Origin of the sequence: Bacillus sp. FSL K6-6038 (assembly GCF_038050455.1) — a bacterium.
GTDB classification, from domain to species: Bacteria; Bacillota; Bacilli; order Bacillales; family Bacillaceae_G; genus Bacillus_A; species Bacillus_A pseudomycoides.
Genome location: NZ_JBBOUH010000001.1, coordinates 4718254 through 4732217 on the forward strand (window position 1 = coordinate 4718254; position 13964 = coordinate 4732217).

The window sequence follows — 13964 nt, forward strand, 5'->3', positions numbered from 1 at the left end:
AATTGCCATTCAACAAGTACATCCAGTCATCGCCAATACGTTAACTTTTAAAAGGAGGATTTTATTATGTATTCAATGGAACAAGTTGTAAACTTAGCGAAGCATCGCGGTTTTGTTTTCCCTGGTTCTGAAATTTATGGTGGTCTTGCAAACACTTGGGATTACGGTCCACTTGGTATCGAATTAAAAAATAACGTTAAAAAAGCTTGGTGGAAAAAATTCATTCAAGAATCTCCATACAACGTTGGTTTAGACGCAGCGATTTTAATGAACCCAAAAACTTGGGTAGCTTCTGGTCATGTTGGTAACTTTAACGATCCAATGATTGACTGTAAAAAATGTAAAGCGCGTCACCGTGCTGATAAATTAATTGAAGATGCTTTAGATGCAAAAGGCATCGAAATGATCGTTGATGGTCTTACTTTCGATCAAATGGCTGGATTAATGAAAGAACATGAAGTAAAATGCCCAGATTGCGGTAGCGAAGACTTCACTGAAATCCGTCAGTTCAACTTAATGTTTAAAACATTCCAAGGTGTTACAGAATCTAGCACAAATGAAATCTTCCTTCGCCCTGAAACAGCACAAGGTATTTTCGTAAACTTCAAAAACGTACAACGCTCTATGCGTAAAAAACTTCCATTTGGTATTGGCCAAATCGGTAAAAGTTTCCGTAACGAAATTACACCTGGTAACTTCACATTCCGTACACGTGAATTCGAACAAATGGAGCTTGAATTCTTCTGTAAACCTGGTGAAGATTTAGAGTGGTTCACATTCTGGCGTAACACTTGTAAAAACTGGTTACTATCACTTGGTATGCACGAAGAAAGCATGCGTCTTCGTGACCACGGTGAGGATGAGTTATCTCACTACAGTAACGCAACAACAGATATCGAATTTAAATTCCCATTCGGCTGGGGCGAACTTTGGGGCGTTGCATCTCGTACAGACTTCGACTTAAAACGTCACATGGAACATTCTAACGAGGACTTTAACTATATCGATCCACAAACGAACGAACGTTACGTACCATACTGCATCGAGCCATCTCTTGGCGCAGACCGCGTAACATTAGCATTCTTATGTGATGCATACGAAGAGGAACAATTAGAAAACGACTCTCGTACAGTTCTTCGTTTCCACCCTGCTTTAGCACCATACAAAGCAGCAATCTTACCACTATCTAAAAAGCTATCTGAAGGCGCTGGGGAAGTGTTCGCAGAACTAGCAAAAGACTTCGTGGTAGACTTTGACGAAACTGGTTCTATCGGTAAACGTTACCGTCGTCAAGACGAAATCGGTACACCATTCTGTATCACTTATGACTTCGACTCAGTTGAAGACAAAGCTGTTACAGTACGTGACCGTGACACAATGGAGCAAGTTCGTATGCCAATTAGCGAACTAAAAGGCTTCTTAGAGAAGAAAATCCAGTTCTAATGATAGAAAGGCTGCCTCTGGGCAGCCTCTTTTATTGCTCACGCTTCTCTTTAATTGCAACTGTACATCTTGAAATGCAAAGTAAATCATCATTTTCATCAATGATGCGCACATCCCAAACCATTGTTGTTTGTCCTTTATGAATCGGCGTACCGATTGCTGTTACGATTCCATCGCGTTTCGAGCGAATATGATTCGCATTTATTTCAAGACCAAAACAAATACACTTTTCTTGATCAATTAAATTATAGGAGCCTACGCTCGCTACAGTTTCTGCTAATGCAACTGATGCGCCACCATGTAAAAAACCAAATGGTTGATGTGTGCGTCCATCTACTGGCATAGTTGCTACTACTTTTTCTTCTGTCATTTCTAACAGCTCAATCCCAAGTGCATCCATTAATGTTTTCGACATACTACTTCCTCCTTTTTCTTGTTTAAAAATGTATAATTTTCCCTATTTATTTTCAAACTACCTATAGCACTTATATAAGGAGGTTCTATCTACATGAAAAACAAATTCTATATTCTATTACTCTTAGTCTCCTTGCTCATTATTGTACCAAATTATACGAATGCAGCCCACCCTTCTAACCTGACAATCGATATTAAGCCTGTCACACAAAAAGGTAAGAAACCTTATCTTGAATATCAAATTAGCAGACCTTATTTTAGTAATTTTTACGATACAAAATTTCAAAAAAAGTTGAATACATACTATAAAACAACTACTGATCGTTTTAAAACAACATTAGCGAAAGAAGCAAAAAAATATTATACAGAGGCTCAGGAATCAAATGCTTCTTTTCATCCATATGTTGCAAATATTGACTATAAAGTAACATTGCAAAAATCTCCCTTACTCAGTCTCTATGTAAATTATTATCAGTATACAGGCGGAGCACACGGACTATATACATGGAAGGCGAATACATTTGATTTAAATGAAAAAAGATTACTTAATTTGGACGACTTATTTCAAAAAGACAGTACGTATCAAGATATCATCCGCACAGAAATCGTTAGACAAATTAAGCAAAATGAAAGTATCTATTTTCCAGATGCAACTGAAAAAGTCATGAGTACAAAGAAATTTAACTATTATTTGGAACCCGATCATCTTGTCATCTATTTCTCATTATATGAAATAGCTCCTTACTCAAGCGGTATTCCACAATTTCGCATTCCATACACTTTACTTAGAGAAGCACTAAAGCCTAACTACCAAAACATTTTAATTGACAACGGATAAATGGATTCGCTACTATATTGTTAACCAAATAACAACTGGAGGTTAACAATATGAACCAATTACGTGCTTTAGATTTAGCACTAGCTGCCATGTTTGTTGCGCTCATGGCGATTGGTGCGAATATCGTATCCTGGGCACCGTTTTTACAAGTGGCTGGTATTCCACTTTCCATGCAACCATTTTTCGCAATTTTAGCAGGTCTTCTTCTTGGAAGTAGACTTGGGGCCTTATCTATGACTGTTTATATGCTTGTTGGTATTGCAGGAGCACCAATTTTCGCGCAGTTCAAAGCTGGATTTGGCGCACTTTTAGATCCTACTGGTGGTTTTATTATCGCATTCATTATCGTTGCTTACGTATCAGGAAAACTAGTAGAACAAAGAGAAAAACCACAATTCAGTACCTTTGCAATCGCGTCTTTTACAGGAATTATTTTAACCTATATCATTGGTACTACTTATATGTATGCAGCTGTAAACTTCTGGATGGGCGGAAATATGAGTTACAAAGCGGCTTGGACAATTATGATGTGGTTCGCGGTTAAAGATATGATCTTTACAATTATCGGTGCTATCATCTCACCTCGCATATATTACGCTGTACGTCGTTCTGCTTATCAGCATTCTCATTCGAGACTATAATAACGAAAAAGGAGCTACTTGAAGTAGCTCCTTTTTGTATTAAGACTCTTGTTTCATTTGTTCTTCTAAAATTTCCTTCATCATAACAAGCATGTCATCTCTTAATTCTTCATGCTGAAGTGCCATTTCAATTGTCGTTTGAACAAAGCCTAATTTTTCTCCAACATCGTAACGCTTTCCTTCAAAGTCATAAGCAAATACACGTTGAATTTCATTTAAACTTTGGATTGCATCTGTTAATTGAATTTCACCACCTGCACCAACATTCTGGTTTTCTAAGAACATAAAGATTTCAGGTGTTAAGATGTAGCGTCCCATAATCGCTAAGTTTGAAGGCGCTGTACCTTGCGCTGGCTTCTCAACAAACTTTCGAACTTGATAACGACGACCTTCTTGTTCTAGTGGATCAATAATTCCATAACGATGTGTTTCTGCTTCTGGAACTGTTTGCACACCAATAACAGAAGAAAGTGTTTTATCATATTCGTCAATTAATTGACGTAAACATGGTTTTTCAGCTTGAACAATATCATCACCTAATAAAACAGCAAATGGTTCATCACCAATAAACTTACGTGCACACCAAACCGCATGCCCTAATCCTTTTGGCTCTTTTTGACGGATATAATGAATATCAACCATTTTAGAAGAAGCTTGTACTTTTTCAAGTAACTCATATTTTTTCTTCTCTAATAAGTTTTGTTCTAATTCGAACGCATTATCGAAATGATCTTCAATAGAGCGTTTTCCTTTACCAGTAACGATAATAATATCTTCAATTCCAGATGCCACAGCTTCTTCTACAATGTATTGAATCGTTGGCTTATCTACAATTGGAAGCATTTCTTTCGGCATCGCTTTTGTTGCCGGTAAAAAACGCGTTCCTAATCCCGCAGCGGGAATAATCGCTTTTCTCACTTTTTTCATAACAAATACCCTCTTTTCTGTTCTAATCGTCCAGTACCTTTTCTTATTGTATGGTGTAATTCTCTATTTTCTATAAAGTGAACCTTTCATCCACCTTCAGCAAGCGAATTTTTTCCATATGCAAGAAAAGAGGAGGCCGTTCTACGTTCTCCTCTTTCTTCCTCCATTAATGGAAGTAACACTCTATCTCATTATAAACGATTCATGATATCTTCTTTAATAGCAAGTAACTTTTGTTCACTATTTTGTAAGGAATCATCTTTCACACCAAAATAAAACTTGATTTTTGGCTCTGTTCCAGATGGACGTAGGCAGAACCAAGAACCATCCGCTAATTGATATTTTAACACATTTGATTTCGGCAAGTGAATTTCTTCCTTATTTCCATCTATTAGTGATGTAATGATGCTTGCTTTATAATCTTCTACAGAATTCACTGTTAAGCCAGCCACTTCTTTTGGTGGATTTTCACGGAATGATGCCATCATCTCTTGAATTTTCTCTGCACCATCTTTTCCTTTTAGCGTTAACGATACAAGGTCTTCACGGAAGAAACCGTATTTCGCAAACACTTCTAATAAACCATTGTATAACGTTTTGCCTTGTGATTTATAATATGCTGCAACTTCACATGCAAATAAAACAGATTGTACTGCATCTTTATCACGGCAGAATGGACGAATTAAATAACCATAACTTTCTTCATAGCCAAATTGAAATTCATATTGTCCACTTTCTTCATACTGCTTAATCTTCTCACCGATAAATTTAAATCCAGTTAATGTATCTACTGTATCTAAGCCATACGCTTTCGCAATTGTACGACCAATTTCAGAAGTTACGATTGTTTTTAACACAACACCGTTTTCTGGAAGTGTACCGTTTTGTTTCTTTTGTGATAATAAGTAATCAAGCATTAACGCACCCGTTTGGTTTCCTGTTAACACTTGATACTCACCAGCGTGATTACGAACAGCTACGCCAAGACGATCTGCATCTGGATCTGTTGCGATTAGCACATCCGCTCCCACTTTTTCTCCGTCACGAATCGCAAGTTCAAACGCTGCGTGCTCTTCTGGGTTTGGTGATTTTACTGTTGAAAAGTTTGGATCTGGTAACTCCTGTTCTTTTACAACTGTTACGTCTGTAAATCCAACTGCTTCTAAACCACGACGCGCTGGAATATTGGATGTTCCATGTAGTGGTGTAAAGACGATTTTTAAATCTTTTCCAACTTCTTGTACCATTTCTTTATTGATGATGACTGTTTTTAACTGTTCTAAATATGCATCATCTACTTCTTGTCCAATGATATGTAATAAGCCATCCGCTTTCAATTGTTCCACATCAGCAACTTCTACTGTTAATTCATCTTCTACTTCATTTACGTAGCTAATTAATTCGTCTGCTTCTTTCGGAGGCAATTGTCCACCATCTTCTCCATATACTTTATAACCGTTATATTCAGGTGGATTATGACTTGCCGTAAGAACGATTCCACTTACTGTATGTAAATAACGCACTGCGAAAGAAAGTACTGGCGTTGGGCGTAAACTTTCAAATACATATGTTGTAATGCCATGCGCACCAAGGGTAGCTGCTACTTCCATTGCAAATTCAGGTGATTTATGACGAGAATCATACGCGACAACAACGCCACGTTTCTTCGCTTCTTCACCTAATTTTTCAATAAAGTGCGCCAATCCTTTTGTTGCTTTTCGAACTGTATATACGTTTAAACGGTTCGTACCAGCACCAAGTTCTCCGCGCATACCACCTGTACCGAATTCTAAGTTTTTATAGAAGCTATCTTCTATTTTCTTTTCATCCTGCTTCATATTTTCTAGCTGTTCTTTTAGTTCTGTATCTAAGTTTACATAGGAAAGCCAGCGACTATATTCTTGTTTCCAATCCATTTTCTTATCTCCTCTCGCATGTCATAACTACATTATATGAAAAAAACGACAAGTATCTCAATATATTTTAAAGTATAGCAGGATTTTACTATTGTGATTTGCACACACTAATGCTATATAATTCAAACAAAAAGGTGAGAAAAATGGAAGAATGGGGATTATCAGACGAGTTAAAAATAAAAACGAAACAAATGATTGAGGTTGTAGAAGCGGAATTACGGAGCATGAAACAAACGGTTGAACAAGACGGTGAGTGCATTTTATGTAAAATGGAAGAAATTCATCATCTACTAAGCAATGTTCAAACCCTAGCAGCTTCTTATTATTTAAAGGCATATTTATCACCATTTACATCAGGTTATGCTCCCCTTACAACAGCAATTCATCATTTAGGTGATAGGAAACATGGTGCGTTAATTGTTGTAGAAAGAAATGATTCACTTGATTCCCTTATTCAAACTGGAACAAGACTTGAAGCTTATTTAACCGTTCCACTACTGGAATCTATCTTTTATCCAGGAAATCCTCTTCATGACGGAGCTATTCTCATTAGAAGTAATCATATTGTTTCAGCAGCGAACATTCTCCCTCTAACAAAAAATATAGAGATTGATTCAAAACTTGGAACACGCCACCGAGCTGCAATAGGTTTATCCGAAAAAAGCGATGCACTCATATTAGTTGTCTCTGAAGAAACAGGCCGCACATCTTTTGCGTTAAACGGAACGTTATATACCATTTCTTTATAAGAAAAGGCAGCGTAATCCGCTGCCTTTTCAAAAACCTCTTATTCTTCTCCAAAACGGTCAACCAGTGTTGCAAGTGTACGAACCATTGCACCTGTTGCTCCTGCTGGCCCCAAATCATGTGCACTCGTTGTATCAGAAGTTCCAGCGATATCTAAATGTACCCATGGCGTTTCTTCTGCAAACTCACCAAGGAATGTTCCCGCCATTACCGCATGACCTTCACGGCCTGGTGAGTTATTTAAATCTGCGAATTTACTGTTACGAACACGCTCTTTATCGCGCTCGAAAATCGGTAATTGCCAAATCGGCTCATCTGTTTCCATCGATGCTTCTAGCACTTGTTCAAACAATGTTTCATTGTTTGTCATTGCACCCGTTGTATGGTTTCCAAGCGCTACAATGACACCGCCTGTTAACGTTGCAATATCAACAAGATAGTTTGCACCAAGTTTCTTCGCATACGTAATACCATCAGCTAATGCTAGACGGCCTTCTGCATCTGTATTTAATACTTCAATTGTTTTACCGCTCATAGATGTAATCACATCATCTGGCTTAAATGCTGTACCGCTCACAACATTATCTGTTGATGGGATAACAGCAACTACGTTTTGTTCTGGGCGAAGTTCTCCGATAATTTCCATTGCCCCAAGAACAGCTGCAGCGCCGCCCATATCACCTTTCATGCCAACCATACCTTCACGTGGTTTTAAAGAGTAGCCCCCTGTATCATATGTAATACCTTTTCCTACAAATCCGATAACATCCGTCCACTCTTCTTTTCCTTTATAAATAAGAGCGATCATTTTTGGTGGCTCTGTAGAACCTTGGTTTACTGCAAGTAATGCACCCATACCAAGCTCTTCCATCTCTTCTTTCTCAAGTACTTTATAATCCATATCGTATTTCTCAGCTAATTCAACTGCATACTCTGCAAGTTTTGTTGCTGTTAATACGTTTGGTGGCATATTTACAAGTGTACGAGCTGAATTTGTCGCACGTCCATGCACATACCCTACTGTTAATGCAGCTTCGATTTCTTTTGCATCTTCTGCTGTAATAACCGAAAAGTTTTCTAACTCTACACTTTCTTTTTTGTCCGTTTTATATGTTTGTAAATCATATGTACCAAGGCAAGATACTTCATTGGCAATATGCGCAACATCAATTGCGTCTAACTTATCAGTTACGAAAGAATCAAGTAAAATTGCTGCATCTTTTACTTTGTCAGCTTTTAATGTTTTAAATGCTTTACTAAGTGAAGTACGTAATGTTTCTGTTGAGTATGCTTCTTTTTTGCCAAGACCGACAAAATAGTAGCGTTTTACATTTGTTTTTCCTAAGCTATGTAGTTTGGAAATGGATTTTTTCTTTGCACTAAGCTCTTTCTCTTCTAATAAAACTTGTAATTGTCCTTCAAATGCTTTGTCCAATTCTTGTACAAAGCTGCTCGTTTTCTCTTCTTCAAATAAAGCAACGATTACTGCTTCATGGCTTGCTAATTCTTTTTGTACTTGAAACATGTTCAGCCCCCCTAGATTTCTCTATTGTCATTATAACTGCATTTTCCCTAAAATGCGATAATTCTAACTTCTCTTTCACTTCATATATAGAATGTGCTCCGGTAATGACGGCAAATTATGTATTTGTTCATATGGGACTTTCTCTACCTTTTCAGGTATGATTTTCCGGCAACTTTGAATAAATACCACGACTTCGTTCACATCTAAATTCCAATACAAAGGGCAGTACGGCCTCAAATATTGCTCCGCCACTTCCAACATAAGCCGCGCTCCTTTTACATTTCCATAGCTGTAATGATACTGAGCAACTACCATCTGTAATAAGCCTTTTAAAAATAAATTACTCCGCTCTTCTAGCCACATTCCTTCGAGTAAATCATGGCACGTATAATAATCTTCTTCATTATATTTCACGAAAAACTCATAATACGCCAAAGGATAGTCTTCCACTTCCGCACCTCGTTTTTCTTATATTGTGAATGAAGACAAATAAAAAAGTCTAGTGTCAATCTCACTAGACTATTTCTGTTTCAAATATTGACCGCGGAATACTTGCAGCGTTTCATCTTGATTGAGCATCGTTAACTGTTCTTCTGTTAACTTACCGTTCCCCATTTTCACTACATATACATTTACTTTTTTCTTGCCCCACTCACTATATACATCCTGAACAGTTTCATAATATAAATCGAGTCTATTTCCTTTTATGGCTCCGCCTTTATCTGCTACCACACCATATCCATAGCCTGGTACAAAAAGAATGGTCCCAATCGGAAACACACGTAAGTCAGCTGCGATTGTAGAATATATATCCCTTTTTGCCTTCACACCTGAGTATGTAATGCCATACTCAGGATGCCCAGGTCTTTTACCGGTTGATTCTATCCCTGACGTATAACCAGTTGCTGTCATTTCCATTACACGATATTTAGACCAGTCTTTCCCCTGTTCTAAAGCATTTATCACTTCTTTACTCGGAACAACTTGTTGCCCTCTTTCTGCTGCATGTACTTCTTTTACATTGCCTTCTTGATATGTTTTTACAACCTCTAGTAGAGAGACTCCTGTGAACGCTTGCCATGTCACACATAATGCTGCTACAAGTAAACAAGTCATCATAATGCGAATACCATATCGTTTTAACATTTTAATATTCCACACTCCTTCATCGTTAGTCATTCCCCATATGATGTAGAAATATGCAAAAAAATAATCCCCAGAAAACTGGAGATTAAAACATTTGATACCCGCTTTGACGTAGTTTCTTTATCACAACACCAGACAAAATTGCCCCGATTAATCCAGTTGATAAAATAAAAAGATCGGCTTGTCCAAGATGCGAGACACTTGTTCCAAATGAAGAAAATGTTTCTTTCGGTTTTGAAAAGTAATCCCAGACACCTGCTTTATTAATGATCAGCATACAAACAATCGGATAAATGATAACCATCACCCAAGTAGCACGTAAAATCATATTGAGTAAAAATCCAATTCCAAAAAATAAAATAAAAAACAGCATCATTGAAATTAGTAATACTGGAATACTCATGTTTCCCCACTCCTTCTATTTCTTATCCCCTGCCGTAAATACATGATAAGATGTATATCCAAATTGATCTCCTGGATTTAATGTTGCATCCATCTCAAGAAGCTGTGCCGTATTCCCTTCTAATAAATATCGAACTAATATAGAAGTATTTTGATCGTCTGCAATATCGTTAGGATTTAAAAACGCTACTTCAAACAGCTCATCCTCTTGAACAATAACTTTTTCTCCTTCTGGTTCCAGTAGGAAAATAATCATATTATCACTAATCTCATCACGTATGACACCAGAACGAATACCAATCACTCCTTTTACATGTGCAACAATACCTGTCTCTTCTAAAATTTCACGCTTAACAGCTTGGTCAATTGTTTCGCCCTCATTTACGAAACCAGCGGGCAATGACCATTTCCCCTTTAAGCCTCCGTATTTTTTCTTAACGAAGAGCCAGCGACCATCTTTTGTGGCTACAAGTCCACTTACAGCTAGCCAAACATTCCCACGCTTCCCCATGATGTAAAACTCCTTTCAGCTGAAACAACAGAATATTCATTCTTTTCTATGTATTATACTATATTTTTCAGTAAGAATAATATAATCTTCCTTATTCCTTATGGAGTTAACTCATTTTCCATATATTTGATATAATGAGAATATAGGGTAGGGATTCTTTGTAAAAAACACCTTGAATTTCTTCAAAGTTCTTCTTTGGATGCTGCTCCGCAAATAATCATTGAGAAAGGAGTGTGAAAAATTATGAGAAATCAATCAAAGAAATCTGGTATTGTATTCGTAACCTTAGTTTCTGCATTACTCTTCTGCTCTGTATTGGTCTCAGCTTCCCTTTCTCCACTCTCAGATTTAGGATCTAATGCAAATAAATTTAACTCTTTAGGGATGTGGACATCAATCGGCGAAATTTTAGTATTTTATGTCGTACCTCTACTTCTTTATATAGCAGGAATAAAGGCAATGAGATTCATCATGGCAGTTCTTTGCGGTATGGGACTATTAATAAATCTTGTGATACTTGCATCCGTATTTATTATAATGCGCGTAAATGACTATAGCCTTTCTTCCGTCTTAGGAGTCATCATTTTTTGCTCGGCGGTATCACTCACAAATATAATTTGGTTTTTTGTTGCTTTTCGATCAAACAAAATGTCCACTTATACACTGAATGTTCGTTGAAACAGAACTTTAAGAAAAACTTGTATTACATGAAAAAAGCAGAAACGACTCATAGCCGTTTCTGCTTTTTTCTACTATTTGTATTTATATATTAAAAGAACTTCAATTTACCTTTTTTAAGAACTAATAAAGGTCCACCAAGTAAGAATAAGTAACGGTTATCGATTACTTTCTTCATGAAGGAAGCTTTCCATCCCGTTAACTTTTTACCCATAACAACGCCCATTGCATCGTCATGTCCTAATGAACATACAGATCCTTTGTTATCGAACACGAATTTTTTCATTTCGCCTTTACCGCGAATTAACACGGATAAGTTATGTGCGATGTTGTAACCTTGTTGAATTGCAATTTGTGCTGTTGGAGGATATGGACGGTTAATCTCTTCATTAATAATTAACGCTGCGTCACCAACCATGAATACATCTTCATGGCCTGGAGCGTGCATATACTCATCAACTTTAATACGTCCGCGCATTGCTTCAAAACCAGACTCTTCCACAATACCATTACCACGAACACCCGCAGCCCAAACAACCGTTTCAGATTTAAGTAATTCTACGTCGTCACCGTTCGCAACTAGAATACCTTCTTCAGTTGCTTCTTTAATTGCCGTGCCGATACGGAATTCTACACCTTTTTTCTCTAACTGTTTTACAGCGTACTCAACTAATTCTGGATCGAAGCCAGGAAGTGCCGACGGAGCAGCTTCCACACAGATAATACGTGCTTTTTCACGTGGAACATCATACTCTTTGCAAAGTTCAGGAATACGGTTTGCAAGCTCACCTACATACTCGATACCTGTAAATCCTGCACCACCAACAACGATTGTCACTAACTCATCGCGCTTTTCAGTCGCATATTGAGAGAACTTGTATTCCATATGATCACGAATTTGGCGAGTGGCATTAATGTTAGTAATAGAGAATGCATGCTCTTTCAGTCCTTTAATGCCAAATGTTTCAGACTCGAATCCAAGACCAATTACTAAGTAATCATACTCTAACTCAGCATTTTTTAAGATAACGCGTTTTTCAGCTGCTTTAATTTCTACAACTGTATCTTGTACAAAGTTTACTTTATTTGTATCAATAACGTCTTGAATGTCGAGACGGATTTTATCATGATGTAATGTGCCAGCTGCACTTTCATGTAACCAAGTTGCTTGGTAGTGATAGCTGTTGTTGTTTACTAACGTAATTTCAGCTTCACTTACAGATAATGTTTTTTGTAGACGAACAGTCGTAATCATCCCACCATAACCTGCACCCAAAACTACGATTTTTGGAGTTTTCACTAAATCACAACCCTTTTCTTTATATAATAGTAAATAAGCATAAGACCAAAGTATTAAACACTTATTTTGTCAAGAATGTGGAATTCCTCACATTCTTAACCATAACAAAACGTGTTCAAAAAATCTTACGAAATTTGTCATAAAAAATTAACATAATACTTTCCTATATTAGTCGGTTTTATTTCAGAATTCAAGCACCTAGAGAATTATCAATATTTTAAAATAACATAGCGTTTTCAAGGGTTTTTCAGCCTTTTTTTCATGTATTTTCCTACTTGGTATATTTTATACATTTTCATCCTATCTATGCACAAGCTTACATATAACTCAGTCATTTCTTGCAGTATTCTAAACTGAAATATGGTATCATTTTTATTGTAAAGTGCAATCTTATTTGCAGGATTTCCGTATACATATGAACAATATATGGAATCAATATCGAAATTCCATCTATAGGGGGAATAAATAGTGACAGAAATTCAAAAAGTTTACGACATAACGATTATCGGTGGAGGTCCAACAGGATTATTCACAGCGTTTTATGGCGGAATGAGACAGGCAAGTGTAAAAATTATTGAAAGCTTACCGCAGCTTGGAGGACAATTATCCGCACTATACCCTGAAAAATATATTTATGACGTAGCGGGATTCCCGAAAGTACGTGCGCAAGAACTTGTTGATAATTTAAAAGAACAAATGAAAAAGTTTGAACCGACTGTTTGCTTAGAAGAAGCAGTTGATACACTTGAAAAGCAAGCTGATGGCGTATTTAAGCTTGTAACAAATAAAGGAACACACTATTCTAAATCTGTCATTATTACAGCTGGTAATGGTGCCTTCCAACCACGCCGATTAGAACTAGATAGTGTAGAGAAATTTGAAAAGAAAAACTTACACTACTTTGTTGATGATATGAATAAATTCACTGGAAAACGCGTCGTTGTATTTGGCGGCGGTGACTCTGCAGTGGACTGGACAATGATGCTAGAACCAATCGCTGAACAAGTAACAATCGTTCATCGCCGTGATAAATTCCGTGCTCATGAGCACAGCGTAGAAAACTTAACGAACTCTCGTGCAGACGTAAAAACACCTTACGTTCCAGTTGAATTAATTGGTGAAGACAAGATTGAACAAGTTGTTCTGCAACATGTGAAAACAGAAGAAAAAGTTGTTATTGACGTTGATGATGTCATCGTAAACTACGGCTTCGTCTCTTCTCTTGGTCCGATTAAAAACTGGGGCTTAGACATTCAAAAGAACAGCATCGTTGTAAACTCTAAAATGGAAACGAACATCCCTGGTATTTACGCAGCTGGTGACATTTGTACATATGAAGGAAAAGTAAAGCTGATTGCATGTGGCTTCGGTGAAGCACCAACAGCAGTAAACAATGCAAAAGCTTACTTCGATCCAAATGCAAAACTACAACCAATGCATAGCTCTAGTATGTTTTAATTCATAAGTATGATAGCA

Annotated in this window: 15 protein-coding genes; 6 read left to right on the forward strand and 9 right to left on the reverse strand. The window is 37.1% G+C overall.

What is annotated here, in order from left to right; all coding sequences use genetic code 11:
* Positions 1-66 precede the first annotated feature (66 nt).
* Complete coding sequence (locus tag NSQ40_RS24925; protein WP_003208934.1) at positions 67-1443, forward strand: glycine--tRNA ligase; 1377 nt, start codon at positions 67-69, stop codon at positions 1441-1443.
* 31 nt (positions 1444-1474) lie between these two features.
* On the opposite strand, the gene NSQ40_RS24930 is transcribed toward NSQ40_RS24925, so the two are convergent.
* A complete protein-coding gene (locus tag NSQ40_RS24930; protein ID WP_003201597.1) occupies positions 1475-1858 on the reverse strand; it encodes a hotdog fold thioesterase in 384 nt (127 codons plus the stop codon).
* Between the two features lie 93 nt (positions 1859-1951).
* Here NSQ40_RS24930 and NSQ40_RS24935 point away from each other — a divergent pair, with 93 nt between their 5' ends.
* Both NSQ40_RS24935 and NSQ40_RS24940 read left to right on the forward strand, forming a co-directional pair.
* Positions 1952-2695: a DUF3298 and DUF4163 domain-containing protein gene (locus NSQ40_RS24935; protein WP_258248533.1), complete on the forward strand. Its 744-nt coding sequence runs from the start codon at positions 1952-1954 to the stop codon at positions 2693-2695.
* Positions 2696-2745: 50 nt separating this feature from the next.
* The gene (locus NSQ40_RS24940; protein ID WP_003201591.1) at positions 2746-3336 is read left to right on the forward strand and encodes a biotin transporter BioY; all 591 of its coding nucleotides are present in this window, start codon (positions 2746-2748) and stop codon (positions 3334-3336) included.
* Between the two features lie 39 nt (positions 3337-3375).
* Here the strand turns inward: NSQ40_RS24940 and galU are convergent, their stop codons facing one another.
* Both galU and NSQ40_RS24950 read right to left on the reverse strand, forming a co-directional pair.
* Positions 3376-4263 (reverse strand): UTP--glucose-1-phosphate uridylyltransferase GalU, encoded by an 888-nt coding sequence (gene galU, locus NSQ40_RS24945; RefSeq protein WP_003201589.1) that lies wholly within the window; start codon positions 4261-4263, stop codon positions 3376-3378.
* Positions 4264-4454: 191 nt separating this feature from the next.
* Entirely contained in the window at positions 4455-6179 is a 1725-nt protein-coding gene (locus tag NSQ40_RS24950; protein ID WP_003208930.1) for a phospho-sugar mutase, read from the reverse strand.
* 143 nt (positions 6180-6322) lie between these two features.
* Between NSQ40_RS24950 and cdaS the strand changes: the two genes are divergently transcribed.
* Positions 6323-6928, forward strand: coding sequence for a sporulation-specific diadenylate cyclase CdaS (cdaS, locus tag NSQ40_RS24955; RefSeq protein ID WP_018782846.1), 606 nt, complete (start codon positions 6323-6325; stop codon positions 6926-6928).
* A 38-nt stretch (positions 6929-6966) separates the two neighbouring features.
* On the opposite strand, the gene NSQ40_RS24960 is transcribed toward cdaS, so the two are convergent.
* From NSQ40_RS24960 to NSQ40_RS24980, 5 genes are all read right to left on the reverse strand, one after another.
* Positions 6967-8451, reverse strand: coding sequence for a leucyl aminopeptidase (locus tag NSQ40_RS24960; protein ID WP_003201583.1), 1485 nt, complete (start codon positions 8449-8451; stop codon positions 6967-6969).
* Positions 8452-8526: 75 nt separating this feature from the next.
* Entirely contained in the window at positions 8527-8901 is a 375-nt protein-coding gene (locus NSQ40_RS24965; RefSeq protein ID WP_003208927.1) for a DUF309 domain-containing protein, read from the reverse strand.
* A 69-nt stretch (positions 8902-8970) separates the two neighbouring features.
* The gene (locus NSQ40_RS24970; RefSeq protein ID WP_018767486.1) at positions 8971-9597 is read right to left on the reverse strand and encodes a 3D domain-containing protein; all 627 of its coding nucleotides are present in this window, start codon (positions 9595-9597) and stop codon (positions 8971-8973) included.
* 85 nt (positions 9598-9682) lie between these two features.
* On the reverse strand, positions 9683-10000 hold the full coding sequence (locus NSQ40_RS24975) for a YuiB family protein (protein WP_003201577.1): 318 nt from the start codon (positions 9998-10000) through the stop codon (positions 9683-9685).
* A 15-nt stretch (positions 10001-10015) separates the two neighbouring features.
* Positions 10016-10510, reverse strand: a complete 495-nt coding sequence (locus NSQ40_RS24980) for an NUDIX domain-containing protein (protein WP_003201575.1) — start codon at positions 10508-10510, stop codon at positions 10016-10018.
* Between the two features lie 243 nt (positions 10511-10753).
* Here NSQ40_RS24980 and NSQ40_RS24985 point away from each other — a divergent pair, with 243 nt between their 5' ends.
* Positions 10754-11188, forward strand: coding sequence for a DUF5391 family protein (locus tag NSQ40_RS24985; RefSeq protein WP_033796518.1), 435 nt, complete (start codon positions 10754-10756; stop codon positions 11186-11188).
* A 91-nt stretch (positions 11189-11279) separates the two neighbouring features.
* On the opposite strand, the gene NSQ40_RS24990 is transcribed toward NSQ40_RS24985, so the two are convergent.
* Positions 11280-12488: an NAD(P)/FAD-dependent oxidoreductase gene (locus NSQ40_RS24990; RefSeq protein ID WP_016132155.1), complete on the reverse strand. Its 1209-nt coding sequence runs from the start codon at positions 12486-12488 to the stop codon at positions 11280-11282.
* 468 nt (positions 12489-12956) lie between these two features.
* On the opposite strand from NSQ40_RS24990, the gene NSQ40_RS24995 reads away from it, so the two are divergent.
* Entirely contained in the window at positions 12957-13946 is a 990-nt protein-coding gene (locus NSQ40_RS24995) for an NAD(P)/FAD-dependent oxidoreductase (RefSeq protein ID WP_003201572.1), read from the forward strand.
* Positions 13947-13964: the final 18 nt, after the last annotated feature.

Excerpts from the sequence above, each read along its gene's own strand:
- NSQ40_RS24925 (WP_003208934.1), top strand. The coding sequence starts at position 67 with ATGTATTCAATGGAACAAGTTGTAAACTTAGCGAAGCATCGCGGTTTT.
- NSQ40_RS24930 (WP_003201597.1), bottom strand. The coding sequence starts at position 1,858 with ATGTCGAAAACATTAATGGATGCACTTGGGATTGAGCTGTTAGAAATG.
- NSQ40_RS24935 (WP_258248533.1), top strand. The coding sequence starts at position 1,952 with ATGAAAAACAAATTCTATATTCTATTACTCTTAGTCTCCTTGCTCATT.
- NSQ40_RS24940 (WP_003201591.1), top strand. The coding sequence starts at position 2,746 with ATGAACCAATTACGTGCTTTAGATTTAGCACTAGCTGCCATGTTTGTT.
- galU (WP_003201589.1), bottom strand. The coding sequence starts at position 4,263 with ATGAAAAAAGTGAGAAAAGCGATTATTCCCGCTGCGGGATTAGGAACG.
- NSQ40_RS24950 (WP_003208930.1), bottom strand. The coding sequence starts at position 6,179 with ATGGATTGGAAACAAGAATATAGTCGCTGGCTTTCCTATGTAAACTTA.
- cdaS (WP_018782846.1), top strand. The coding sequence starts at position 6,323 with ATGGAAGAATGGGGATTATCAGACGAGTTAAAAATAAAAACGAAACAA.
- NSQ40_RS24960 (WP_003201583.1), bottom strand. The coding sequence starts at position 8,451 with ATGTTTCAAGTACAAAAAGAATTAGCAAGCCATGAAGCAGTAATCGTT.
- NSQ40_RS24970 (WP_018767486.1), bottom strand. The coding sequence starts at position 9,597 with ATGTTAAAACGATATGGTATTCGCATTATGATGACTTGTTTACTTGTA.
- NSQ40_RS24975 (WP_003201577.1), bottom strand. The coding sequence starts at position 10,000 with ATGAGTATTCCAGTATTACTAATTTCAATGATGCTGTTTTTTATTTTA.
- NSQ40_RS24980 (WP_003201575.1), bottom strand. The coding sequence starts at position 10,510 with ATGGGGAAGCGTGGGAATGTTTGGCTAGCTGTAAGTGGACTTGTAGCC.
- NSQ40_RS24985 (WP_033796518.1), top strand. The coding sequence starts at position 10,754 with ATGAGAAATCAATCAAAGAAATCTGGTATTGTATTCGTAACCTTAGTT.